General features: G+C 34.3%; 21 protein-coding genes and 1 pseudogene. 4 read left to right on the forward strand and 18 right to left on the reverse strand.

Going from position 1 to position 24,826, the window contains the following annotated elements:
* Positions 1-146 precede the first annotated feature (146 nt).
* The 6 genes and pseudogenes from A9C19_RS18675 to A9C19_RS18700 form a co-directional block, all read right to left on the reverse strand.
* Positions 147-470, reverse strand: a complete 324-nt coding sequence (locus tag A9C19_RS18675; protein WP_072581327.1) for a hypothetical protein — start codon at positions 468-470, stop codon at positions 147-149.
* Positions 458-1,567, reverse strand: coding sequence for an anti-sigma factor (locus A9C19_RS18680; RefSeq protein ID WP_083584440.1), 1,110 nt, complete (start codon positions 1,565-1,567; stop codon positions 458-460). The genes A9C19_RS18675 and A9C19_RS18680 overlap by 13 nt, the downstream gene beginning before the upstream one ends.
* Positions 1,564-2,058 carry a sigma-70 family RNA polymerase sigma factor gene (locus A9C19_RS18685; RefSeq protein WP_072581328.1) on the reverse strand — a complete coding sequence of 165 codons (495 nt, stop codon included), beginning with the start codon at positions 2,056-2,058 and terminating at the stop codon, positions 1,564-1,566. The genes A9C19_RS18680 and A9C19_RS18685 overlap by 4 nt, the downstream gene beginning before the upstream one ends.
* 354 nt (positions 2,059-2,412) lie before the next feature.
* Positions 2,413-2,625, reverse strand: a pseudogene (locus A9C19_RS21260) (NAD(P)-dependent oxidoreductase); the annotation flags it as partial.
* Between the two features lie 330 nt (positions 2,626-2,955).
* A complete protein-coding gene (locus A9C19_RS18695) occupies positions 2,956-5,151 on the reverse strand; it encodes an ABC transporter permease family protein (protein WP_145925818.1) in 2,196 nt (731 codons plus the stop codon).
* A 218-nt stretch (positions 5,152-5,369) separates the two neighbouring features.
* Complete coding sequence (locus A9C19_RS18700) at positions 5,370-6,047, reverse strand: ABC transporter ATP-binding protein (protein ID WP_072581330.1); 678 nt, start codon at positions 6,045-6,047, stop codon at positions 5,370-5,372.
* 712 nt (positions 6,048-6,759) lie between these two features.
* Here A9C19_RS18700 and A9C19_RS18705 point away from each other — a divergent pair.
* The 4 genes from A9C19_RS18705 to A9C19_RS18720 all read left to right on the forward strand — a co-directional run bounded on the left by A9C19_RS18705 (position 6,760) and on the right by A9C19_RS18720 (position 10,634).
* A complete protein-coding gene (locus tag A9C19_RS18705; RefSeq protein WP_072581331.1) occupies positions 6,760-7,140 on the forward strand; it encodes a hypothetical protein in 381 nt (126 codons plus the stop codon).
* 191 nt (positions 7,141-7,331) lie between these two features.
* Positions 7,332-8,297: a quinone oxidoreductase family protein gene (locus A9C19_RS18710; protein ID WP_072581332.1), complete on the forward strand. Its 966-nt coding sequence runs from the start codon at positions 7,332-7,334 to the stop codon at positions 8,295-8,297.
* A 487-nt stretch (positions 8,298-8,784) separates the two neighbouring features.
* Positions 8,785-9,876 carry a YibE/F family protein gene (locus tag A9C19_RS18715; protein ID WP_072581952.1) on the forward strand — a complete coding sequence of 364 codons (1,092 nt, stop codon included), beginning with the start codon at positions 8,785-8,787 and terminating at the stop codon, positions 9,874-9,876.
* Complete coding sequence (locus A9C19_RS18720) at positions 9,873-10,634, forward strand: YibE/F family protein (protein ID WP_072581333.1); 762 nt, start codon at positions 9,873-9,875, stop codon at positions 10,632-10,634. The genes A9C19_RS18715 and A9C19_RS18720 overlap by 4 nt, the downstream gene beginning before the upstream one ends.
* A gap of 215 nt (positions 10,635-10,849) precedes the next feature.
* On the opposite strand, the gene A9C19_RS18725 is transcribed toward A9C19_RS18720, so the two are convergent.
* From A9C19_RS18725 to A9C19_RS18780, 12 genes are all read right to left on the reverse strand, one after another.
* A complete protein-coding gene (locus tag A9C19_RS18725; protein WP_072581334.1) occupies positions 10,850-11,701 on the reverse strand; it encodes a DegV family protein in 852 nt (283 codons plus the stop codon).
* 481 nt (positions 11,702-12,182) lie between these two features.
* Positions 12,183-13,196: an NADP-dependent oxidoreductase gene (locus tag A9C19_RS18730; protein WP_072581335.1), complete on the reverse strand. Its 1,014-nt coding sequence runs from the start codon at positions 13,194-13,196 to the stop codon at positions 12,183-12,185.
* A 1,152-nt stretch (positions 13,197-14,348) separates the two neighbouring features.
* Positions 14,349-15,425 (reverse strand): hypothetical protein, encoded by a 1,077-nt coding sequence (locus tag A9C19_RS18735; RefSeq protein WP_072581336.1) that lies wholly within the window; start codon positions 15,423-15,425, stop codon positions 14,349-14,351.
* The gene (locus A9C19_RS18740) at positions 15,418-16,026 is read right to left on the reverse strand and encodes a hypothetical protein (RefSeq protein ID WP_072581337.1); all 609 of its coding nucleotides are present in this window, start codon (positions 16,024-16,026) and stop codon (positions 15,418-15,420) included. Before A9C19_RS18740 ends, A9C19_RS18735 begins: the two co-directional genes overlap by 8 nt.
* Before the next feature lie 24 nt (positions 16,027-16,050).
* Positions 16,051-17,382 carry a hypothetical protein gene (locus A9C19_RS18745; protein ID WP_072581338.1) on the reverse strand — a complete coding sequence of 444 codons (1,332 nt, stop codon included), beginning with the start codon at positions 17,380-17,382 and terminating at the stop codon, positions 16,051-16,053.
* 398 nt (positions 17,383-17,780) lie between these two features.
* Positions 17,781-18,431 carry a hypothetical protein gene (locus A9C19_RS18750; protein WP_072581339.1) on the reverse strand — a complete coding sequence of 217 codons (651 nt, stop codon included), beginning with the start codon at positions 18,429-18,431 and terminating at the stop codon, positions 17,781-17,783.
* A gap of 208 nt (positions 18,432-18,639) precedes the next feature.
* The gene (locus tag A9C19_RS18755) at positions 18,640-18,897 is read right to left on the reverse strand and encodes a YolD-like family protein (protein ID WP_233499203.1); all 258 of its coding nucleotides are present in this window, start codon (positions 18,895-18,897) and stop codon (positions 18,640-18,642) included.
* Between the two features lie 187 nt (positions 18,898-19,084).
* Positions 19,085-20,380 (reverse strand): hypothetical protein, encoded by a 1,296-nt coding sequence (locus A9C19_RS18760; protein WP_072581340.1) that lies wholly within the window; start codon positions 20,378-20,380, stop codon positions 19,085-19,087.
* A 544-nt stretch (positions 20,381-20,924) separates the two neighbouring features.
* Positions 20,925-21,533 carry a hypothetical protein gene (locus tag A9C19_RS18765; RefSeq protein ID WP_072581341.1) on the reverse strand — a complete coding sequence of 203 codons (609 nt, stop codon included), beginning with the start codon at positions 21,531-21,533 and terminating at the stop codon, positions 20,925-20,927.
* A 99-nt stretch (positions 21,534-21,632) separates the two neighbouring features.
* The gene (locus A9C19_RS18770; RefSeq protein ID WP_072581342.1) at positions 21,633-21,830 is read right to left on the reverse strand and encodes a hypothetical protein; all 198 of its coding nucleotides are present in this window, start codon (positions 21,828-21,830) and stop codon (positions 21,633-21,635) included.
* 418 nt (positions 21,831-22,248) lie between these two features.
* Complete coding sequence (locus A9C19_RS18775) at positions 22,249-24,240, reverse strand: VapE domain-containing protein (protein WP_072581343.1); 1,992 nt, start codon at positions 24,238-24,240, stop codon at positions 22,249-22,251.
* 178 nt (positions 24,241-24,418) lie between these two features.
* Positions 24,419-24,682 carry a hypothetical protein gene (locus A9C19_RS18780; protein WP_072581344.1) on the reverse strand — a complete coding sequence of 88 codons (264 nt, stop codon included), beginning with the start codon at positions 24,680-24,682 and terminating at the stop codon, positions 24,419-24,421.
* Positions 24,683-24,826: the final 144 nt, after the last annotated feature.

The following is a 24,826-nucleotide window of genomic DNA, read 5'->3' on the forward strand; positions in this document are numbered from 1 at the left end:
ACCTTAAAGACCCTAACTTAGTTCAATGAAATTACATGCTACATCCTTAACCATAGGATAAAAAATACGGTAGACCTACTTATTAGGTATCATAGATTTCCAAATACCAAAACAAAAGGTTTACCGTACTAGACATCACTCTTCATTTAAGGTTTCATATACGTGGCAAATTCAACAAAGAATATCACAATAAAACAGATCAGCATAAATAGGTATAACGCAATCGCCCACCATGTGAAGGTTTTTTTATAGTTAATTCTCGTAAAGCTAAGGAACGCTGAGATAATCCCTACGAAGGGGATGATTTGAAGAAATAGATTTGAGAACACATCGAATCCGTCTAAGGTCATTAAGAAGAGATTGAAATAGGCCAATGTTAAGATAGCGCAGACGAAGGATACAATGCCAAATCTTGTTTCCCTATACTTTGGTTCTTTTCTTTTCACATTTAACCATTTTACCAATTCCATAATCGTACCTCCCCGATATAGATGGTTCGAACGGCAGGATTATCCTTTAACTTGAGAATTTCTTTAGTTGGACCTGTCATTACTCCGCCATATGAATGCAACCCATTCTCTTCAATATAGGAAATTCGATGGTCAAGATCTAGCCATTTGGCATGAGCAATATCAATTGCTTGCTGCTCGTATTTTTGCAAAAAGTAGAGACTTTCCATAAATTGTTCCTCATTGGGTTCTCTACTATTATATGGAGACCATCCATCTGGATCTGGCTGGGCTGGATAACCAATTGGCGTCAGAAATCCTCCCTCTAGACTCTCCCCCTTTGCTTCAAGCCCTGTATCAATAGCATACCAACGCCATTCTACATCTACCTCATCCGTTACTTTTTCAACATCTTCTGTTTTCATTAGTTCATTTAATGACACGTACACTTCCGCCACCGTTCCCTCTGGTAATTTCTCTAATGTCTTCCAATTATTTAATTCTGGATTATCCCTTATGGCTTTTGGGTGATACAGCTTCTTCGTATCATGAAAAGGGATTTCTTTTGGTGGATTTTCCGTTAGATAATTCCGTTTAGGAAACTCAGCCTCACTGAACCGATATTCTACATCCCAATCTCCAAGCTTACTATCACTCTTCCCGATCCTTTTATATAAGTCCATATAGACGTTAAACGTAAATAAACCAAATTCTCGTTCGATTTCCATTTCCTCTAAACTTACATTTGGTTCGGTCACATACACGGTTTGTATGGCCACTTGAATAAGATCCTCCGCTTTCTGATTGAAACCATAATACACATAACTAACCACTGTCATAAATGGATAAATTAGTAACAGTATCATGATTACATAAGCAGCTAAAGAAAATCTTGCATTTCTTATACTACGTTTAATCAGCTTATTTACTTTCTCAGGTGGTAACGTATTCAGCTGTTGGGACGTTTCACCTTCCTGTTCCTCAAGACGAAACTCTTCCGAAATCACTTCTTGATACGCTTCATACCTTTCCAGATCCTTCTCAACCTCCGATGCTTCACTCTCCGAAAGATTCCCTGCATAATAATCCTTTAACTTTCGCTTCCATTCTTCGCTCATTCCAAAACACTTCCCTTCTTATAAAGCTGCCGTAGTTTTCCTCTTCCTCGAAAGATATGGGTTTTTAACGTATTTTCATTTAATAAAAGCTTGGAAGCTGCTTCTTTATAAGAATAGCCTTGAATATCACATAACAAAATGGCCTCTCTTTGAATAGGCTTTAACTGCTTCAACATGTCGTATAACTCTTCCTTCTCGAATTCCTTATGAGCTAATTCTTCCGTCCTCTCTCCAGCAGGTAGAAAAGAGAAATAATCAGGTTCTTCTAAATGAATTCTTTTGCTCCTCCTCATATAATCAATAAAAGTATGGTAGGCAATCTTTAACAACCAAGGTTTCATTGATTCTGGCGGACTCTTTTCTATCGCCGTATATGCCTTTATAAACGTATCCTGTGTCAGATCCTCAGCAAGGCTTTCATCCTTACAAAGAGAGAGAAGATACCGATAGACATCATGAATATAAAGTTTGTATAGCTGTTGAATATCCATCGTTCTCCCCCTTTCCCTTACATAACGGTTAACCTGGAAGTAAAGTTTCAGGTTTGGGTAGATTTTGTAAAAAAATCTTTTTCTTTTGTATTACTTGAAGCCTTTTACAATAGTATAAAGATTTTCACTCATTTATTGACCAAAAAAAAGAGTTTGGATGGACCAAACCCTTTGTTTTTCTATAGAATATCGTGGATAGTTTTATTAAATACTTTTTTATCACTAAAACCTGATGATGTTCAGCTCACCTTTACAAAATATCGATCATTTCACACATTAGCTTTTGATAAGAAGAATTATCTACACAGGTGAAGATTTCTTACAAGTAACAAATTATTCGCAAATAACCTTTATTCAGAAGACGGGTGTTAGAGACTTATTATGTTCCAATACACTCAATATATTCTCAGATGAAAGCTTCGCCATTTCATTCCTTGTCTCGACCGTAGCATTACCAATATGAGGAGTAATCACAACATTTTGCATATGTTTTAATTCCTCAGTAATTTGTGGTTCAAATTCAAATACATCAAGTGCCGCCCCTGCAATTTCGTTTGCTCCAATTGATCGATAACTTCATAGTCAAAATGACGAAATTCGTTTTTTAGAAGTTCACACCACTGTTCTACAGTCCACGATTTTCCTGAACCAACATGATATATACTATAATTTAACTGACTATTTAGTAGTAAAAGTAAAAGTACGTTTGCAACATCTCTACTATATACCCAATCTCTCAATCCAGAGCCAGACACATATGCCCCGACTCATTTTAGGCAATCACTATTGTTGTTTTTCAACGGATATTCTTCCTCAATTTCACTTTATAACGAACATCTTTTGAAGGAAAAAAAAGAACCAAACCTAGTAATAAAGGGTTTGGCTCTTTTAAAATGGTTAGTTCTTAACTATAAGATTTTTGGTGGTTAATACAATGATAATTGCAAAACTTAATATTCCCACTGAACTTACTATTCCTATAAGAATCCAACCATATGAAATTCCCATAGTAAGGAGAATTAGACAGCCTAATATTGATCCAAAGCTTATTGCAGTACCTGCCCAAATAAAGATTTCCTTTGATAAGTGGGTTAGTATTCTTTTTCTAGTCCAACCAATAATATGGTACATGGTCAGTTCTGTTTTTCTATAGGAGATTAAGGCATTTATACATTCGCTCAATCCTAAAAAGGATAGAAGGAGAGTGGAAATAAAAATTGATAGGTGTATCCAAATCGTTTCATCCACTGTGAATTGACCAAGTGTTGTTTCTTTTGCCTTGTCTATTGAGTGACCAAGGTTAGATAATTGAATTACAATGACTATAGTTGATATAAACAAAACTAACATAGTAGGTAGGATAATACTTTTGTAATGAAAAATTGAAGGTAGTCTTTTGTAGGAGTTTACCCTTGGCATTTTCTTACTATTGTTTGTAAATATAAAACTCGTGAGAGCTATAGCTATAATTAAAATTGAAGTAGCTATAAGATATGCACTTATATCTAACTTTAGAAAAACTATAAAGGGGATACTTAGGATATAACCCGCAATTAAAAGTAGGTATTGCTCAAAGCAATTACGTAGTATAATCCGTTTTCGTTGCCAACCGATAATAGATAATAATTCATTTTCTTTCTCTAAAATACTCTTTTCAAATGTCAAACGCCCCACAAACCAAACGAAACTAAAAGTAGCAAATAAGATAGTTGTTATAAGAGAAAGGTCATTCCAACTCTTATCTAATTCTTGGGCAACACCTAAAGTAGTCCAGGGTTCTTCTACTGTTCCAATTCCCTCAACATCTAAGGACATTTTTTTAAAGGATGAACCAGCAACAATATCTACTTCATAGCCTGATTTGAGCAAAGTAGTAGCAACTATTTCAATTTTCTCTTGAGAAACAGCATTATATTTCTCAATATTTGCCACTCGAACTCTTACTGCATCTATGGGCTTTTTCCCCTTAAGAATTTCTGCAGATTCAAGAGTAGTTAAGCCACTTGCTGGTGTGGGTATAAAGCTTCCTGGTAGGATGGTAGACTTAATAATTTCACCTTTTTTAGTTATGGTATCAGTAGTTGTGTAAATACCTAGTGGACTAGAAGTTAATTTGTTCGTTTCGCTTTTAGGAGAAAATTCTCCAACTTGTTCAATTAAGAAGGGAACATCTTGGGATTGGTATGCACTTACTCCTTTTTTCTCAACTTTTTTATATAAAGGAGGACTCCCTTCTGTAAGAACATTGACCTTTAGGGAATTGTTAACTATTTCATAGTTGATTTTTGATGCTGTATAATAGGTAGATGTGTCCTGATCAGATAAGAATCTATCGGTCTTGCTTAGAACAAAATTTTCATCTAGTTTTACAGCCGTTCCTTCAAATGGTTTTTGAAATTTCGATAAATCAACTTTCATTTCCTTTGTTGATAAAGATTTTTTTTTCGACAATTCCTTGACGACCTTTTCAAATTTCTCTGGATTTTCGTATCCCATTATTAATGAATCCTTTTTAGATAGCCCTAATTTTTTTTGATATTCTTCTAATTCGGCATCGATAGTTTCTGTTTTCAAGGACATATATAAAGGAATATGTAGATCTTCTCTTTGTAAGACATTAATAACAGGAGGATTTCCTAAACTTTCTCTCAGTTGGTTAAATTCGATTGAATCAACTTCTTTATCTAAGTCAGAATAATCAATACCAGTAAGTTTCTCTTCACTCTCCGCGTCTATAGCTGCTAACAGGTAGTAGTTATGTGGCATTAAAACTGTCATAGAAACTCCACTTAAAAAACCATCCATATTAGTAGTTATGTATTGAATATTTCCAGGTTCAGAACCGTCAAAATATATTAATTCGCCTGGAGCATTTATAGGATATTCCCGCATCCCATCAGATGTGTAAAAATCCCAAGAAAACCTAGTTGGTTCTTTTAGTATTGGAAGTTCTATAGAGACTCTTTTACCACTAAAGTATCCGAGTGAGGCTACTGGTGCAGCTACCTCTATATCTGGATTCTTCTTTATTTCTTCCCAATCGGAAATGGAAATTCCGCCCTGACCATCACCAATATAATTTTCTTCTACCATACCTAATTCCTTTTCAGTATTAGTCCTGGAGGAGCTAGGTCGAACTAATAGATCGTATGAGCCTCTACCATGTTCTGCAATAGAATTTTCTACAACTAACTCTATTTCTTGTGTATGTTGAAATCCAAGTGGTATAAGTATATATAATCCGATGAAGGTCAACAGAATAGTGAGTGACACCCACTTTCGATTAACTATACGATTCCATGCAAACCGCATCATATAGTTCCCTCATTTGTCTCTAAATTTCCAAGATATAATTTGTAAGTTATATCACCATATTGAGCAACTTCTTCATCGTGAGTAACCATTATTATGGTTTGACCTTTATTTTTAAACTCTTTTAATAGTTCGATAATTATATTTCTATTATCTATATCTAAATTCCCTGTTGGCTCATCGCAAATAAGTACTTTTGGGTTAGCGATTAATGCTCGTGCTATTGCGACTCTTTGCTTTTCCCCCCCAGATAATCCTTCTGGTAATCGATTAAATAAGTCTTCTTTCATTCCTACTGTATCTAACAGTCTTTTTGCTCTGAGATATAGGGCAGTTTTTGGTTCATCATAAATTAAAGGTAAAGCTACATTATCTAGGACTGAGTAATGAGGTAGTAGCTTAAAGTCCTGAAATATGAATCCAATATTAAGTCTTCTATATTCACTTCTTATCTCTTCTTTTAGATTATAAAGATTTATTCCTTCATAAATAATTTCACCACTGTCGGGTTTTAAAAGACCTGATACACAATTTAAAAAAGTTGACTTTCCAGTGCCAGAAGGCCCTATTATGGTACACCATTGTCCCTCTTCAATAATTAATGACATATCACTTAAGATTTCCTTACTTTCAAAGTTACAAGAGTAGGATTTTCTTAAATTTTTTATCTCAATCATGATGTCTCCTCCTATATAAACGTATAAAACAAATAAACGAAGGCTGGGACAAAACAAAGAGCCAGGCACCCCCCGATACAATCTATTGTGTGCACTAGATAAATCAGTGCGTACATATAGTCGTTACGATAAGGTGCCAGGCACTTCTGTCCCAGCCTCAGAGACGAAGCGGTAATTATTGTAATTTAAGCGTTACACTTCCATATGCTGTATCAGATCCACCTAAAGGTGAAACTCTTAATGTATTATTCCAAGTTTTCGTACTTAAAACTCCCAAGCTATAGCTGGTAGTAACACTAGCAGAATAGTAATTAGCAGATGAATCACTAAACTTAGTAGTAATACCGTCATAGTAACTAACATTGTATAGATTACCTGATCCCCCACCCCAAGATAAACTCTTGGAAACATTTGCTGACGACGCTGGTAAAGTCCTATAAGCTGGGCTAATTCCTGCTTCTACAACTGGTCCTGCAGACGCACTTGTTAATACCCAACTGACATTTTTTACTAGAATAACATATAATGTAATTTTTTGTAAACTATGTTTTTAGAATATATTAAATATTCTTTGTTGACTGACTTAGGTTTCAAAACGAATTCACATACTCGGATGGTCTATGTTTACCTCTTAGAAATCTTACAATCTCATTCGTTTTACGAAACCGTTACTACACCATCAAAATCATATATTCAGTATGGTGATAATCCGTTGGAGCATCCGATCGGCTCGAAAGATAAAGGTCACTTTATTATAGACTGCAAAACGGATGTGAGCGGACTAGATAACGAAGAGTTAGCACGTCTTTTGATAAACGTGAACGATTACTCGACCAATGCTTTCATCCAACAGATTCGCCGTAGCCTAAATATCTTAGAACGTCCCCTCGTAACCGCTAGAGGTGAAGGGAAAAGTTATATTTACGCGAATAACAACCCAAAATACGCTCATTATGCTTTAACCAGCTTAAGAACGTACTACAACTTCTGTAAGCCGATTAAATACTCAGGCAACGAGGAATTAACCCCAGCACAACGAATAGAATTAACCGAAAAGGTGTTTGAGTTAGAGGATATTATTTATTTGAGATAATGACTTAGGATTAGCATTGCTACAAGCAGTGCTATTTTTTGACTAGAAAAGAAAACATCAATTTTAATTAGGTTTTTTACAATTTATGTTAAAATTATAAACATACAGGCAATTCTACTTCAGCAAAAGGATAGTTTAATGGAATAAGCGTAAGCGTTTTTAAAAATAAATAAAAGATTAGGGGGATTTGAATGAAAGCAGTATTACAAACAGAGTTTGGTGATTCTGGCGTACTCAAATATACAGATGTTGAGATACCGAAGATAGGTAAAAAAGAAGTCTTAATTAAAGTTGCATATACGAGTGTGAATTATGCAGATATAAAAAAACGTACAGGAAATAAAGGGAAAGGTAATTTTCCTTTAATCCTTGGATTAGATGTTGCAGGAACAATTGAAGAGGTTTCCGCTGACTCAAGTTTTTCTAAGGGAGACCGTGTAATAGCTTTCCCAAAAGGTGGTACGTATGCAGAATTTGGAGTTGCGAATGAACAACTAGTTTTTAAGATTCCAGATAACTTATCATTTGAACAGGCGGCGGCAATGCCAACTGTATCCATTTTAAGCTATATACTTTTTTATGAAATTGGACAAGTGAAGAAAGCAGATACCATTGTTATCCACAGTGCAGCTGGTGGTGTGGGCTCGATGCTCGTCCAATTAGCAAAATTAGCAGGAGTTCAAAAGGTTATCGGAACCGTTGGAAATCTAAAAAAAGAGAATTATGTAAAAAGACTGGGTGTTGATGTGGTTTGTACTTACGAAACATTTGCAGAGGAAGTTTTAAAACAAACAAATAACTTAGGTGCTAATGTTATCTTTGATTCTGTTGCTGGCGAAGTTACAAGTCGGAGTTTAGAATGTTTAGCATTATATGGCACACTCGTGCAATTTGGCAATAGCAGTGGCAAAGCTGGTACGTTAAAAACAAGCGATGTTCATAGTAGTTGTAGGAATGTAAAAGGTTTTAGCTTAGGAACAACAAGAAAACACGATCCAGCACGACTAGCACCTGTCGCTGAAAAAGTTTTGGAACTATTTGCCACAAATAAAATTACACTTCCAATCGAACGAATTTTCGATTTAAGTGATGCAGTACAAGCTCATAGATTAATTGAAAGCCGTAATTATGAAGGGAAAATTTTGATAAAGATCTAAAAACCTGTATCGAAATAAGGACATAAGAAAATAAAAAAACAAGAAAACGACCAGATTTCAATGTCTGATCGTTTTTGCTGTTATTTACATATCCAATTATACTGTTAATTCATCTGCTAAATTGTATGCGATTTATGATGTTTTTTTGCTTTTTGTACTCCAAAAGAGAACCCGTTAACTAAAAAGTAGGCTTTTTTATTTCTAAGCATTTTATGCTGCAGGCTTGAATAACTCGTTGCATTGACCAAAAGGGATTACTTAAGTTATGAGGACCTTTAAAAACCCATTTTCCTAATAATGAATTTGATAACTTGTTTTCCCTCCCTCACTTGTTATCCCTTGACTGTATTTATATAGAATTTTTTGCTATGATAAGTCCATTGTTAACTGGGAACTTGCAGAATACATATAAACTCTACCCCTTCTGAATGGAGGCTTTTTTTTGAATAGGATTGTAAATTTTTTTAAGAGGATCACTTACAAACAAATGATCTTGTATCTCGTAATAGGCATTTGTTTTGTTACATCCGTAGTGTTTGTCCATCATAATAGTTCATTTTACAACCGAACGATTGCCAAGGTCGTTACTACTCATATAGAGGATCAAACCGTAGTTACAGATTTACATAATAATGAGGATCAGATCTTTACTCAGACAATTGAAGCTGTAATTGAAAATGGCGAAGATAAGGGGAAGGTCATTCAATTAACGAATAAGTATTCCCTGTCTGGAGCTTATGACCAAGAATACCGTGTTGGAAACAAATTGTTTGTTTCTGTTGATCAACTGGCAAATGAAAATGGAGAAGTAACTGGAGACATTTTAGATGTAAAACGGGACAGTTACGTGCTACTTGTCGGTTGGCTTTTTATCTTCACTTTACTTCTTGTAGGAAAACGGCGGGGCTTCTTCTCTATGATCAGCTTAGCAGTCAATGCCACCCTCATGTATGTAGCATTAGATGTTTATGTAAACCATGATATAAATTTGTTATGGATATGTAGCCTACTCGTTATTTTATTTACGGTTATTTCTTTGCTCCTCCTCAACGGTTTAAATGAAATGACCTATGCCGCTATCACAGCGACACTACTCGGGATCTTTTTATCCTTATTTATTACATTTGTTGTGGTGAAGGCTACGTCTGGGAGTGGGTTAAGATATGAAGAGATGCAGTTTCTGACTCGCCATTATGAAGCTATTTTTATGGCAGGACTGTTCATCGGGTCATTAGGAGCTGTGATGGATATTGCCATTACAATATCCTCCTCCATCTTTGGGCTTTATGAGAAAAATCCCACTATACGTGCAAAGGACCTTACCAAATCAGGAATGGCTATTGGAAAAGATGTAATGGGAACCTTAACAAACATCTTGTTTTTTGTTTATGCAAGTGGTTCAATTCCCTCAATGATTTTGTATTTGAAAAATTCTTCTGCTCTAGGTTTTACAGTATCGATGAACATTTCGTTGGAGCTTGCTCGTGCCCTAGCAGGTGGAATTGGAATTGTATTAACCATCCCAATAGCTGTGTACACTTCTGTATTTTTCGTCAATCGAAAGAGGAATAGACTATGAATGTATTATTAATTTTGTCCGTTATATTGTTTATCTTGATGATCTTAATCGGTGGAAAAACGGGTGCATTATCCTTTATTTCATTGTTTTTTAATTTTGGCGTGCTTATGATGACGATCTTCTTCATGCTCGATCCTAATGTAAATCCGATCATCATCACCATGATTGCGTGTGCCGTGATTAGTTGCATTAATCTTTTCTTTATTGATGAAGTAAATAGAAAAACAGCAACAGCTTTTCTTTCTACGCTTATCACGATTGCCATTTTACTATTATTAATTGACATGGTGACAAAAATCACAATGATTCAAGGGTTTGGTGAAGAACAATCCGAGGAGCTTGCCCCATACTCCCTTTATATCGGTGTTGATTTTGTTAAAATTGGTGCATCGGTCATTATTATTAGCACGATCGGTGCCATTACGGAAGTGGCCATTTCCATCACATCATCCATGGGAGAAACATTGCATCATCATCCGACCATTAGCAGGAAGGATTTATTCTTATCGGGAATGAGAATAGGGAAGGATATTCTAGGGACAGACACCAACACGTTGTTTTTTGCCTTTTTTGGAGGCTATTTGGCCTTACTCATATGGTTTAAAGATTTAGACTATACGCTTGGAGAAATTATAAATTCTAAAATCTTTAGTTCAGAAATCATCACGATTTTTTGTGCCGGTATCGGTGTAGCTCTGATTATTCCCATCACCTCTTGGATTAATGCCTATTTTCCAGTGAGAGCAAGGAAAAACTGAATAGTACATTCCCTTCCTGGTCGTATTCTAATAGGAGGAAGGGAATGCACTTGTCACATTATGCCACGTGTGTGAGTAGGTAAGGTCGTACTCGATGTACGTAGTGTTCACGGTAAATCAATCTATTAGTAAGGTCCCACTGTGCTGATATTCACTAGACTCGTTAACAAAACGGGCGCAAGTAAAGAAATGGTCTAGAATGTAGTTACACTGGTCTATTGTTCTAACCCTGCTATCCCGAAGCCTCCAGCTCCAGAATGAGTCGAAATCATTCCACCCGCTTGAATCCATCTTATATGATGGAATCCATTTTCTTTCGCAATCTCATTCATCCGCTGCTTAATTCTGTCATCAAGCCCTATTGAATAAATTAAATATATTTGTTTTCTATCAATGTTGAAACTGCTTAAGTAATCTTCCCAAAGTTTCTCAGTGACTCCACTCATTTTCCCACGGTACTTCTTTGTAGACATTAGCTTTCCATCCTTCAACTCTATGCATGGCTTTATTTTCAATAGAGTCCCAATCAAAGAAGCCATATTACTTACTCTTCCGCCTGCTTTAAGAAACTCCAGACTCCCCGGAATGAAAACCAATCTTGATTTAGGAACGATTTCCTCTATTTTTGCAACGAAGTGTTCTGGTTCAATGGAAGGATTCTCTTCCAACAACTCAGCAGCATACAGGACAATCGCGGCTAATCCTCCAGTAACATTAAGAGCATCAATGAGAAAAATATCTTCAAATTCTTCTGCCGCAATGACAGCATGTTGAAAAGAAGAAGAAGCTTTCGATGTATAGCCAATATGTACAATGATACTATCAGGGAAATTCTTTCTTATATTCGCAAAGAACTCTTGATACTCATATACATTGGTGGAAGTAGTGGAGGGAATATTCTTTGTCCGCTCATAATAATCATAAATATCCTGTACGGGTAGATGGCCATCTAAGTAGTCTTTTCCCTCCATAATGATGTGCATTGGCACTACTTGAACATTGTACTTCCCCGCCCATTCTCCCGGTAAGTCAGCACCGCTTTCAGTCGATAAGATGATCCTGCGCATTCTATGTCCCCCTTGGTTATTTATGGTCTAGCTATACACTTTTTTACATGATGTTTTTATTATACACGAGAAAGCTCTATTCCAATAAAAGGGGGCGGTTGTAACTTTGCAATAAAGGTTGAGCAAAAATACCTCGCAAACCCTTATTATACGATAAATAAGAAGAATCCATTTTGAAAAAAGATTGATCAAAATGGATTCTTCTTTAGCAGGTTTAAGTTTGATTTTTATAGAAAAGTTTGATCATTTTCTACCTGAGTTTCTACACAATTGAGCTTTTGTTTGTTTTGCATGTTAAAACCTGTTTTATGTAGGTTTGCCTCTAAGCTTCTAAATTGCCTCTCGGGTGTCTTTACTAAAGAAAGCCAACTCAAAGAGAAAGGGTTTGGAGTTGACCATTCCAAACCCTTTTGTCTACAACCTGAAGCTTCTTAATCTAACAAGAAGCTCTTGTTTCAATACACATATAAGACTATTTCGTTTAATCTCGCTCTGCCACTTTCACCAATAGCTTCCCTATATTGTTGCCTTCGAATAGATCCAAAAAGGCATCTGGAATATTTTCAAACCCTTCACGGATGGTTTCTCGGTACTTTACCTTTCCTTCCTGCAGCCATTCTGCCAAATGCTTCGCTCCTTCTTGGAAACGATCAGAATAATTACCCACCGTAAATCCTTGCATCAAGACGCTGTTCTTAATAAGAAAGCCTTGCACGCGTGGTCCAACATCCGCTTTTTCTAAATTGTACGCTGAAATTGCTCCGCAAACTGGAACACGAGCAAATCGGTTAAGCTGAGTGAATATAGCATCCGATATTTCACCACCGACGTTATCAAAGTACACATCCACACCATTTGGACAGGTCTTCTCAATCTCAGCCTTCATATCTTCAGTCGTTCTGTAGTTAATCACTTCATCGAAATTCAATTCGTCCTTTAAGAAAGAGATTTTCTCTTCAGAGCCCGCAATCCCAACCACTCGAGCTCCTTTAATTTTAGCAATTTGTCCAACGATTGAGCCAACCGCACCTGCTGCACCAGAGATGACAACGGTCTCCCCTTCTTTAGGCTTACCGATATCTAATAAGCCAAAATATGCTGTCAATCCGGTCATTCCGAGAACACCTAAGTGTGTGCTAACTGGCGCTAACGCTGGATCAATCTTGCGCACTTCCTTTTCTCCGGCCTTATAGTAGGTTTGCCACCCAAATCCACCAATCACGACATCTCCCACTTTATACTGTTCAGACTTAGATTCCACTACTTCACCAATGGACCCGCCTTCAATAAATTTGCCTAATTGGAACGGCTCTATGTACGATTTCCCCTCTCTCATTCTCCCTCTCATGTACGGGTCTACAGATACATATAACGTTTTAAGCAAAATCTCTCCGTCTTTTACCTCTCCAATTTCTCGCTCCTCAAACTGAAACGTACTCTCATCCGGCATCCCTGCTGGTCGACTCGCTAACACGATTTGTTGTGTTGTTTTCAATTGTTACAGCTCCTTTTTGGGTAAATTCTTTTCTATTCATCCTCTATTGTCGTGTATTTACACATAAGTTTCAAATGATTGGAATTGGGGACAGGGAGCTTGTTTTTACTTGCGATAAAAAAAGCAAGGGGACGGTTCTTACGCTTACTTGTTTCTTAGAAAAGTTCCGCCATGTTTATATTCTGTTTCTATTGCACTAGCTGATTCCATGAAGCATACTTCTGAACCCATCCAACAAACAAAAGAGGTTTCCCCCAAGTGTATCGAACTTGAGAGAAACCTCTTTATCTTTGTTAGCAAAATGTTAACATTTCACTCTTCTTACTCAAAAAACCGCTTATCCCAAGGGTTCAAGGGGCAGATTACATCATGCCGCCCATTCATTTTTAGATATAACAGAAGAAAATAAGTTTTAAAAAAGGCTTTATATCAACATTTTAATACGCTTTGAACAAATGCATTTTAATATAAACAAAAAAGATTGCACACAAATTCGCACACAAAAAAACTACTCTCAATAGATGAAATGTGAGTACGGTTATGTAGTACAAAGTAGCACTTGACACAACTGTTATAAAAAAGCTCGGAACATTAATGTTCTTAGTTTTTTTATATACATTTCGTCTTAATCAACTAAAGCCATGTTAGACAACCTTGGAGCAGAGGTCCACAATAGATTATGAAATGATAAAAATATTGTGTTTATATCCAATAGAACCTTCCTTCTCGAACTTGATTAACTTTGCTTAAAAGGGTACGAAATGAATAATAATTAAATCGGTCAGACGTTTGATATAAAGCTATTTCTCCAAATAACTTAAAATGAATAATAAATTCAAATCGGCATGAAATCGGCACGAAAATTCAGTGTGAAAACCGCTTGTATCAAGGGTAAGAGAGTTTTTCATTTAACATAAAGTTCAGCCCAGGATTATTTTTACAATGGTGAAAAGCCAAACTAGATGGGCTGTTCCCTTCTCTCAATTAGGAAGGTTGAAACATTTGACCTTATCCCTATTGCATCAATGGATGAGATTTGCTTGGTTCAGAAAGAGTTTCTAATTTTAACCCACTTACATTGCCACAAAATTACGTTTTACAGAGGTGGTCCCAAATATGTAATTAGCTTAAAGTTTTACGTTTTATTTAGAACTAATTATCTATGTTTTCCTCTACACTAGTCCCTAAAGCTAACTGTGGTATTTTAGATGATTCTAAGTTCTGGTTCGAAAAGGCAACCTTCTTAACAATATAAATCCTCAGATTACTTTTATCTAGATTACAAACATATCTTCCAATAACTAGACCACTATTTGTATAGACTACCAATTCATATGTTAATTCTTGTGATTGCATTCTCTTGACTATTTTCGTTAAATCCGATTTGATTTCTAATTTTAGAACTTGATCATGTAAGTTTTTATTATTCAATTTTTTATCAATTTTTTGGTAAATGTTTATTTTCAAATCATCTGTTGCACTGTAAATTTTATATTGGTATGTAATATTATTTAAAGGTAGCTTACTATCTAAATACAGTTCAAACTCGTTTTCCAATTGATAAATATTAATTTCTGGATTACCCTTAATAATTATTTCAGATGTAGCTGCTTTTATCTCATTTAAATACTCAGCATCTAACAAGTCATCTACTTTTGGCAACTTAAAAGCCCCAATAATATTCTTATTGTTAATAACTAGACATAGAACAGCACCGAATAGGAGTGTAATCAACCAAAAACTTATACTTAATCCATACATTATAATTCCACTTAAATCATAAACCGTAAAACTCCACTGATTTACTAAAATTAGTTCGTTCAAGGTAATTGGGGCATAAAACTTTAACAAAGCACACCACATGACATTTAAAGAAAGAACAGCAATTAAATAGAAATAATACAGGAATATTAAGTCTCCTTTTTTACTCTTACTAATATAATACTGTAAATTTCTTTGGATATCAGAATAACTTAACGCATATGGATGGTAGTATTCTTGTATTCCTTGAATACTCTTAAATATCCTGTTCTCAAAAATAATTGTTAAGTAGAGCACTATAAAAGCTAAAAACCCTACCACACCCGCTACCATCCAACTAGAAGCAGAGAATCTTTTTTCAATTATCGTTTTTGCTATTTCTGTATTTGATGGCTCCACAGAAATAAAGATTATTAAAGGTAATAGAGCCACTATTACAAAAAATGACCATCTTAAGAAGCTACGCATACAATTCGAATAACTCCTCATATATTTTTAATCTTTCTTCCTCTAGTACATTATCAGGAATGGATATTACAGACCGCTTATCCATAGTAAGATACTTATCTTCTCCTAACGTAAAGGTAATACTTATTGTATGTTCTTCATTGGTTCTTAAAATAAAGGACAATTCATCTTCAGTATCACTAATATTTAATACATTCTCTTCGTTAAATTGTTCCTTAATATTTAAAGCGATTACTTTAATTTTATTACTATTTGAAGATAAAAATTTATTATATAATTGTTGGTATAAATTTAATTCCTTTAAGTAAACATTATACTTCTCTTCAATTTTTACACAAAAATACTGAATTTCGCTCTCTGACTCGCTGAACACTAATAATTTATTATATTTTTCAAACATTAATGCACTAACAACCCTAGGCTCTCTTCTAATGATTTTGTCTTTGAACTTTATGGAATCAATCCATTTTAAGACAATCTCTTTGACACCTTCAGATATATACTGATCAGTAAATGATTCAAAGGGAGACGATAACTTCCGTTTACTTTTAATTGTATTCTCTTGTTTTTGATCAATATTAAAAATAATTACATCAGCCATAAAACTCGCCTCCCTTATTTGTTATTATTTGCTTGCTTCTCCGTCAACATTGTCCAGATTATCTTCATCTTCTTGATCTTCTAGTTCCTTAAAGCTATCAAAATCCAGCTCTAGCTGTTCAAAGATTGTTTTTAAATTACTATCTTCTTCACTATAGCCAGTATTATCTAAAAGTATCCTATTATTATACGCTGTTTTCCCTATTAATTCACGACTTTCTTCGTTGTCTGTGTTTTTTAAGATATCTGATAATAATTCGTTATTCGTAAGTATTACATTTTGAATAGACTCGAACACAAATTTATCAGGAGCTAAATATTTCTTTTTAATAATTGCAAGTCTATTTTTTGTTTCTTCCATATCGCTAATACCATTATTACACATATCAATATATTCATCCTGCATTTTATTCATAATCTGACTTTGTTGATCATCTGGAACATCAAGTAGTACAATTTTTAATTGTGTGTAATTGTCGCCTTTAAAATAAAACGCAGCTGAAAACTTTCTAGATTGATATATTAAATCTAACTTAAAGGAAATAACTGCACTTCCTACGGTTACATATTCACATGCAAGTTGAGAAGACAGAATATCATTTCCGTTAATTGTTACATTCCTAATTCCTGAACTTCTCGCTGACTCACTACCTGTTAAAAATTTTATTTCTTTAAAGTTAGCTTTATAACCCATTTTTTTTAATCTATTATAAACAAAATCTATAATTAGGGCTGTTCTATAGTGAGTCGTTCCTATTTCATAGCTTTGAGTGAAATCCTCCGAAATATCAAATGTTACAATTGGCCATTTTATTACTTGTTGAATAAAACGCTTTGCAACTTCTTGAATAGAATCTTTCCCCACTATCATTGTTAAAACTTCTTGATTCTTGTCAATCATAATATCTACTGGATGTCTAGATAATAAGCTATCTGAGTTTAATACTTCTTGCATCCTAGTTTCACTATGCTCTTTTATCATCATTTTAAAAGTGCAAGTATTGGCATCATCTTCAATTGCGTTAATTGTTACTTGATTAGAATTCAAAAAAGTGTAATTGCTTTTTTCTTCTACTGGATTACTATCTAAAACAGTCTTCTGTGTAATTTTAAATGTATAGGCAGGATACCCCATTGTTCTTTTGGTAAGTGCAACTTCTAAGAATTCCTCTAATTCATCATCATTAAGTATTGTCGCTAACGAGACAAATTCTGTTTCCAAGTCTTCTCTTTTTAAATTTTTAATTTTTTTTGATGGTGTCCACCCAGGTTTTTTTTCTTTTATCATCCTAGCTGTTTGTTCTTTGTTTAGCTTCGGCAAAATTCTTCGTAAAAAACCCTCTTTGTTCTCTGCCAATACAATCCCCCCGCTTCTATAAGAATATATTATCAAAAAAAAGTGGGGAATTCATTTGAAATATGTAAAAAAAGAGCATATTATGGATAAATTTTCAATCCACTAGTTATGCTAAGTGTTTTTGAACAAGAAAAAAAAAGCACAAATAAATGACTCCTTATTAAATGCCCTTCTTAACTGAGATGCAAAACGCCTAAAAAAAATGGATAATAAAGGGTTACACTTACATAAACAGCATTATAGAAGTTGTTAAGAGGACAAACGCGAGCAAGCATATCAGTCTCCAAATTTTTCTTTCAAAACAAAAGCGCTTCTCATTCGAGAGGGGCTTCCGTAATTAACCACCCATCACCTGCTTTGATAATATTTTTTCCTGGATTTTCTTTTTTGCCTTTCGTTTATTGTAACAACTTTGCCAGATTTTTTGAGATTATGGGCTTTGTAGCTGATTCTTTAAACATAAGCAAAATTTCATTTTTACATGTAGTTTGTTCTTTTAGGCACTTTAATAGTTCAGCATTTGATAAAAGTTGGTTGAGTTTATCTTCGTTAATATTTATTGCTAAGAAGATTCCTTTTTTATATTCATATCTGTTTATGAACTGATCGATTTTTAATATATCCTTTTTCAAATCTTCAACAGCAAGCCTAGGGTTAGCTTTGACTTCTATAATTAAGTCTTGATTATCGTATGTATGAGGTTCATGTATTAAGAAGTCAGGATAATATACACCATAGGTGCTTTGCACTCCGAATAATTGTTCAATTTCATTGCCTACTTGAGCTTTGCGGAGTTCAGCTTGCAAAATCACATTTTCGTTAAGCTTATTTTGTTCCATGATTTTGCGGAGTTGATGATAAAGTTCATAACAGAAGACTCGCTCATGATGCATACTCAAATACGGTATTAACGCTTCTCGCCTTTGGTCCTGAGATTCAATATAATGAGCATTCAGCATAGAATCAATCCAGTCCTGATTTCCAAAATAAACGTCTTTAACATTATTGATTGCTTTTCGTAGAAATTCTATATATTTAGGAATATCCAAGTGTCATCTCTCCAAATAATTATTTAGATTAACTATTCGGCATTTGGAATCAAAAACCTTCTGCAGGTAAACAGCACGTTTTTTTAAAAATGCCAACCATAAAAGGCTGACTTAATGCATGATGTCCGCTTATTTCAAAACCTTCACTCCAACAACACTATTGAAAGCCACCCGTTCATATTCACCAGGCTTCACCTCAATCCGCAGCTCATAAGTAAACGGATCGACGTAATGAACACAACCAGAAAGGTCCCGAGTAATCCGTCATCCATACGGTTAGCTTTACTGCATGATTGTATTCTGCTTCAAATGCTATCCGCAGGTCAAACTCCTCCGTTTGATGTTCGTCTAATATCGGCTTAGGTTGACGTGCTTGATCCTTGAACATTTCGCTGGTTATTTCAAATGCTAGCGGTATAAAAGAAGCCGACTCCCATTTCATTTTACCACGGTAACGTATTGTCATTTAGAATCATCTCTTATGTTACCATTATATACGAACTAACGTTCTATATGTAAAAAATAAAACCATCCTTAAAAGCCATCAAAAGAACAAAAAATCCTTAGAAATTAATCTAAGGATTTTGCTACCACAATTAAATTAAAAAGATGCTTAACTTCTTATATTGGTTAATATATGGATAATAATAAAGCTATTTAACAGGAATTAATTCCTTCAACTCGTCATCAGATAGTAGTCCTTTACGGTATTTTAAATCGTTAGGAATATTTCTATTTATTAAGCATTTATTGTCTAAGCAGTCCAAGTACAATGCCAATTTAACTAATGCATAATGCTCAAAATCACCAGTAGCACCCTCAAATGAAACATACTTTTCTAGAAATATTTTTGCTCCATTTAATTGATTGTACGCCCATTGTTTATTGCTGTAGCCTGTATCATAACTTAAATAGCTAATCTTTTCTAAATTATAATGGTATCTTCTTTGTTCTTCACTTCCACTACGAGGTGAATATAATTCAATATATAAAGATGTTTCAATGTTTCTTTCTAAAAATAACAATCCGTTATTTTCAAATCCCTCATAACTCATATTTTGCATTCTATTATGTTCAAATTCGATTGCATATTTTAATGCGTTTAGATATAAATTCATCTTAATTTGGTTTTGGGGGTTTGATACCTTAAGTTCAAATAAATTAATAATATAATCAAAAGGATAATAGCAATCTGAACCGTATCGTTCATTCAGTTCTTTGTCTAGATTTCTTAGGTAATCAATATAATTATCGAACTCTTTTTCTGTTTTTATGGGTCTTTTCTTAAAATCAGAGATGACCTGTTTTTGATATTGGTCAATTTCATCTGTTATTTCTGTAACAAACTCTAATCTCGTTTTAAGATATTCAAATATTTGTGAAATATATATCTGAACTCTCTTATTACTCTCTCCATCTTTGCTGGTATAGACAACTGCGTAAATATCACAATCATCCTGCCATATTTCTCTGTTATTCCAAACAACATAGGGGCTACATTCAAAATCATTAGCTTGATATCTTTTGTGTCGGTTTGTTCCTACTGGATGAACTGCACATAATGACCGCAGATATTCGAAATATTTCTCATCTGAACCTTCACCATCACTGCCAAGTTGTTTAAAGATTTCTGTTGACTTTTTGATCTTCTCATCAGGTACATCAAAAATTTTTGCCAGTTCTTTTATACAATCCAAAACCACAGAGGCATTATTCATAAAACCATAAAAATCAAACGCACTTCTTTTATACTTACCAGTATTTAATTTAAGTTCATTTAAGAAATAGACTGTATCATCAAGTCTGTCCATTATAGCGCAAATTTTATCCCAAGCACGGTGCTTACCATTTGTTTTATTATAGGAGATATTTTGCTCCTCGTTCACTTTATTCCTTAATATATCAAGAACATCAGTATCAAGATTTATTTGAAATACATCATTGCCCATTTTAATCTCCTTATTCATGAGTTCCCTTGTGTTTTGTTATAACTTCATATAACAGTAATTTTACTACTAATAGCAAACTATTTCTTTAAATTTTTGAATCACTGCTATAAATAAAATAACAAGATAGACTAAGCTGACCAGTTAGCAATAATGTCATATTCAACTATCCTTCACCCTTTAGTCTAAATAAAAAAAGAGCAGCTACAGTAAATAGCTGCTAAACGATTGAAGGGTTGTTTGCAATTAAAAATAACAAAAAGCAATTGAAATCAAACCTCAGAATACAGGCTTCAAGTCTTTCCGCCTAACTTCGGGAACCTCTTCAGCAAAACACATTCCTTATTTTGATTTTCCTTTAGTTTAGATATTCGATACTCCAAGTAATCTGCTGATCGGTGTACTTGATAAGTAACCATTTGTTAACCCCCTTTATTATAAAAAACTTTTCAAGTTTTCCACTTGGTCGGAAGAGGTTCCCTTACCGCCGTTTATCCCATTATGTAATAAAGGTCATTACATAGGGGGGGCTTCCAAAAGGGGACAATCATTTGTTCAAGTACTCCAGTAAATGATTGTTCAACACCTCTGCAAGCATCCTGTCTTCCACTGTAGTTCCGTTCTTAGGTGACGATTTTCTTTTTACTTTTTCTAGCAACTCTCTGTCCTTCAGCTCTTTATCGAAGCGCTTATATAACTTCTCTCGTAATTCTCTATCAAGTGTTAGTTGTACTGGTATTTTCCTGTTTTCATGCTTGAGTTGATTTTGGCGTTCACGATCTGCTATCTCTTCATTTGCTAACTTTTGATTAAGACTATAAATGATTCCACGAATATAATCAGCAGGTTCAAGTCCTAATTTATTTGCTTCTTTTAATAAAGCTTTCCGTACATCCTTTTCAAGCCAGACCGTGCCTTGGTTAATATGCCGCCCTGTCTTTGACAGTGTTACCTCTTTAAGTACATGTCGTTCATCAATCGCTTTTCGTATGGTTTCACCATAAGGATCAGTTTTCCCATTTATGTTCAAACGTCTGATCAAGCTATTTAACGCCAGAACATCTTGATAACTTAGAGAAATTCCAAGCAGGTTTTCTTCTGGCGGTCTAACAAATCCTTGAACTTTTTCAAGTACATTCAAATTATTGATTTTCACGTTTCCACCTTACCCTTTTCATTTCTTTGAAATTATATTTTGTTTTCAATGCTGTAATTTTCTTCGATGGCGCACCTATAATTTTATAAATATACTCACTCATGGACTTTTCTCACCCAATAACTTGTTATTCGCATTATCACCTTTGGTATCTAATTGCTCCATACCTACCTTAAGAAAAAAGTTATCACTATGTTGTCTAGCCTTTTTCTTGTTTTCTGGCTTCTGCCGATATTGGCGATAATATGCTTTCCGTCCTTCATCAATTAATGCTTGAATCTCGGTATCATTTTTCACATATTCACCACATTTCTTGTCAATTTTCTTTTATTTTGCATAATTTGTGTGGTTTTTATGCATACTATGTACTTTTGTATACAATTATTTAGACTATAGTTAATTAGAATAACGTCTTATTGGAGACTCAAAAAAGGCTAGACGTATCAACATTCTAGGTGAACTGTCACCAAGTCACCAAGTCACCAACGTTTTCAATAAATAAAATGGTAATGATTCAATCCCAGTTTAAAAAACAGTTTTATATATATTAAATTAAAAATATTTTTTTATCTTAAAAATTAGTGTCTTGGTGACAAATGTGATTAGAAACCTTGAGATAACAGGCTTTCATATTGTCACTACACACGTCACCAACCTGACACCATAAAATTGTTTGTGACAAAAAACAATAAAAAAGCACCCATGTTCTGAGTGCTTAATTTTTCGATCCAAAAATACGTTGATTACTATTACCGTATTTTTCTATACGCTTCCACCCTACATGTTCATAACCCAAAGAAGTCAAAATGCTAATAATACGATTGGAATCTTTTCGTGTAGGCTTCTTCTTTAAATCTTCTGTCATTATTTCATCCCATATTTGACGAACACACACTTCTCCACGCTCTTTCACGTATTCATCAATTTCCCCTTCAAGTGGGTCAACATCTTTGAAATTCTTAAATACTTCTTCTGCTTGTTCCTGAATTTCAGCATCAATATATGTGAAATATCCTTGATCATAATACACTTTTGCTTCAGCCCATATTTGAGCCACAATTTCTGGTGTTAAGTCCGTGAATGGATTATATTTTCTTACCTTGCTACATTTAATAGGAAAACGTCTTCGCTCTCCTGTTTCATCGGTTAACACTTCATTTTTATTAGAAGAACCATAAAAAACAGTGTGTCGTTTATGACTTGTAGCTTTCCCACGTTCATAGGCTCCTCTATAAATGTCATCACAACTTGAAATGAACGCTTTAACCTCTTCATCACTTTTCCCATTAAACGCTTTCAATTCAGGGAATTCACAAATCCAAACATTAGCCAAAATTTCGCCTGCAATTTTTGGTTCTAAACTTCTTATAGAATCCGTGAACCATTTTTCATTTGCCAATTTAGAGCCAATTACACTTTTTCCTATACCTTTTTCACCAATAAGCACGGGAACAATTTCAAACTTACAGCCTGGTTCATAAGTACGCTTAACTGCACCAGTAAACCAGCGTTTTGTGACTTCCTGTGTGTAAATAGAGCACTCTGCGCCTAAATAATCACAAAAAAAAGTTGGTACTCGGATTTCTCCATCCCATTCAGCTGATTCTATGTATTCCTTAACTGGATGATACCATCTTTTACGAACCACATGAATAAAAGCATTATGTATCATGTTTCTGCCTTTGAAATTCCACTGTGTAGCAAACCAATGTTCCAATTGGTTGTAATCAGAAGATAGCCATACTTTTTCCTCTCCATTTCTCCATTGTAAATCCCCATGAACCTCACATTCTACTGTGAATTCGTTAAAACGAATATCACCTATTGTATTTTCAATAATTAATTCGGTATTTCTTGCATTACATAATGGTCTTCCATACTTATCACATTCTAAAGCCGCTTGCCAATCCTCCACACCATTTTTAAATGGAGAATTTCTTTCTGGTTTCCATTTATAAGCAGAGTTAATTATTTTTTTTAATTGTTTTTCTGGAAAATCTGTTTTATCTAAGACAAAATATTCATAAATCAATTTCATTGATTTCTCAGCATCTTCTTTAGGAATTCTCCAAGCATTCAGTCGTGCTGCAAAATGATATAAATTGTCATCTCTGCTTCCATTTTGAACAGGTATGGGAAACTCATAATCGTCTTTTTTTCTTCTAATAGGACGTAGAAAGAAAGGCAGTTCATACAATTCTTCACTTTGAGAAAGGATATAGCGATTTTCTGTGTTATGAGTGGGAAAAACAATATATCCATTCGTTGTTCCTACTCGTGTATCAATAGAAACACCTATCTGTGTGAAAAATTTTGAAATCTGCTTAACTAATCTTGTATCCTCCTCATTTGCTTTAAAAACAAACTGAAATCCTCTCGGTGTCTTAATACAATGATGGCAGATACCTTCTTTATCTAGCAATGTTTTTAGAAGGCTCCCTGAATTGGAATCATCAACATCGATTACAATATACCCTTCAGGAATAACGACACCAATCCATCCGTTAAAAGTCAACCATCTTGTTATTTCTGATTCACTATTTAAATACGTCCATTCCCTACCTACTGGTGTTTTAGCTTCATTATAATCCTTACTGAAATTTTTTATTGAGAAGCCTTTTAATTTTAATATTTTTGCACCAGGTAAGATCTTACCTACTATTTCTGTTATATCTTCTTCTGAATCAAAAACTGGAATACTTGACATAAAAACAAAAAACTCCTTTACTCTAGTAATTTCTAATTACATTTGTGAAACTACAATAACAAAGGAGTGTTTATCAACGCTTATTTTTGATAAAATCAGGAGATAATTGTATATGACATCACTTTTGTTATTGTAATCGCCTTGGGAAGAGATAGACGCAAATTGGATGTTTCATAACTCACAGTTCGGAGTCTGTGGGTTTTTCTTTTTGTCTCTCTATTGGTTCATGCTGATTAGGTCGAATAAATTGATAAATTTTAGCACTTTTATCCTTACAAGAACCGCAATAAAGTAATTCATTCTTTTGAATCCATGCTTTCTCCAGTTCCATTGCTGAAACTCGTAATACCATATCAATTAATTCATCAATCGAATAATATTCGTAGTCGTCAAGGTTAAGTGAATATTCATCATTGCAATAATTACAATTAAAAGTGTACATTGTTATTCCTCCTTTGCCCTTTGCTGTCTGACTTACTATTTTGTATATCTAGTGGATTTTCCTTTCTGACTTTGCTTATCAAACTGCTTTTTCTTAAAATCGATATATTTATCATTAAAGAAACAAACGATTCTTGTTTTCAAA

Source organism: Bacillus weihaiensis (assembly GCF_001889165.1).
Lineage (GTDB): Bacteria > Bacillota > Bacilli > Bacillales > Bacillaceae > Metabacillus > Metabacillus weihaiensis.

What these genes read in the sequence shown, in the direction of transcription:
- A9C19_RS18675 (WP_072581327.1), bottom strand. Translation starts at nt 470, where the DNA reads ATGGAATTGGTAAAATGGTTAAATGTGAAAAGAAAAGAACCAAAGTAT.
- A9C19_RS18680 (WP_083584440.1), bottom strand. Translation starts at nt 1,567, where the DNA reads ATGAGCGAAGAATGGAAGCGAAAGTTAAAGGATTATTATGCAGGGAAT.
- A9C19_RS18685 (WP_072581328.1), bottom strand. Translation starts at nt 2,058, where the DNA reads ATGGATATTCAACAGCTATACAAACTTTATATTCATGATGTCTATCGG.
- A9C19_RS18695 (WP_145925818.1), bottom strand. Translation starts at nt 5,151, where the DNA reads ATGGTAGAAGAAAATTATATTGGTGATGGTCAGGGCGGAATTTCCATT.
- A9C19_RS18700 (WP_072581330.1), bottom strand. Translation starts at nt 6,047, where the DNA reads ATGATTGAGATAAAAAATTTAAGAAAATCCTACTCTTGTAACTTTGAA.
- A9C19_RS18710 (WP_072581332.1), top strand. Translation starts at nt 7,332, where the DNA reads ATGAAAGCAGTATTACAAACAGAGTTTGGTGATTCTGGCGTACTCAAA.
- A9C19_RS18715 (WP_072581952.1), top strand. Translation starts at nt 8,785, where the DNA reads ATGATCTTGTATCTCGTAATAGGCATTTGTTTTGTTACATCCGTAGTG.
- A9C19_RS18720 (WP_072581333.1), top strand. Translation starts at nt 9,873, where the DNA reads ATGAATGTATTATTAATTTTGTCCGTTATATTGTTTATCTTGATGATC.
- A9C19_RS18725 (WP_072581334.1), bottom strand. Translation starts at nt 11,701, where the DNA reads ATGCGCAGGATCATCTTATCGACTGAAAGCGGTGCTGACTTACCGGGA.
- A9C19_RS18735 (WP_072581336.1), bottom strand. Translation starts at nt 15,425, where the DNA reads ATGCGTAGCTTCTTAAGATGGTCATTTTTTGTAATAGTGGCTCTATTA.
- A9C19_RS18740 (WP_072581337.1), bottom strand. Translation starts at nt 16,026, where the DNA reads ATGGCTGATGTAATTATTTTTAATATTGATCAAAAACAAGAGAATACA.
- A9C19_RS18755 (WP_233499203.1), bottom strand. Translation starts at nt 18,897, where the DNA reads ATGACAATACGTTACCGTGGTAAAATGAAATGGGAGTCGGCTTCTTTT.
- A9C19_RS18760 (WP_072581340.1), bottom strand. Translation starts at nt 20,380, where the DNA reads ATGGGCAATGATGTATTTCAAATAAATCTTGATACTGATGTTCTTGAT.
- A9C19_RS18775 (WP_072581343.1), bottom strand. Translation starts at nt 24,240, where the DNA reads ATGTCAAGTATTCCAGTTTTTGATTCAGAAGAAGATATAACAGAAATA.
- A9C19_RS18780 (WP_072581344.1), bottom strand. Translation starts at nt 24,682, where the DNA reads ATGTACACTTTTAATTGTAATTATTGCAATGATGAATATTCACTTAAC.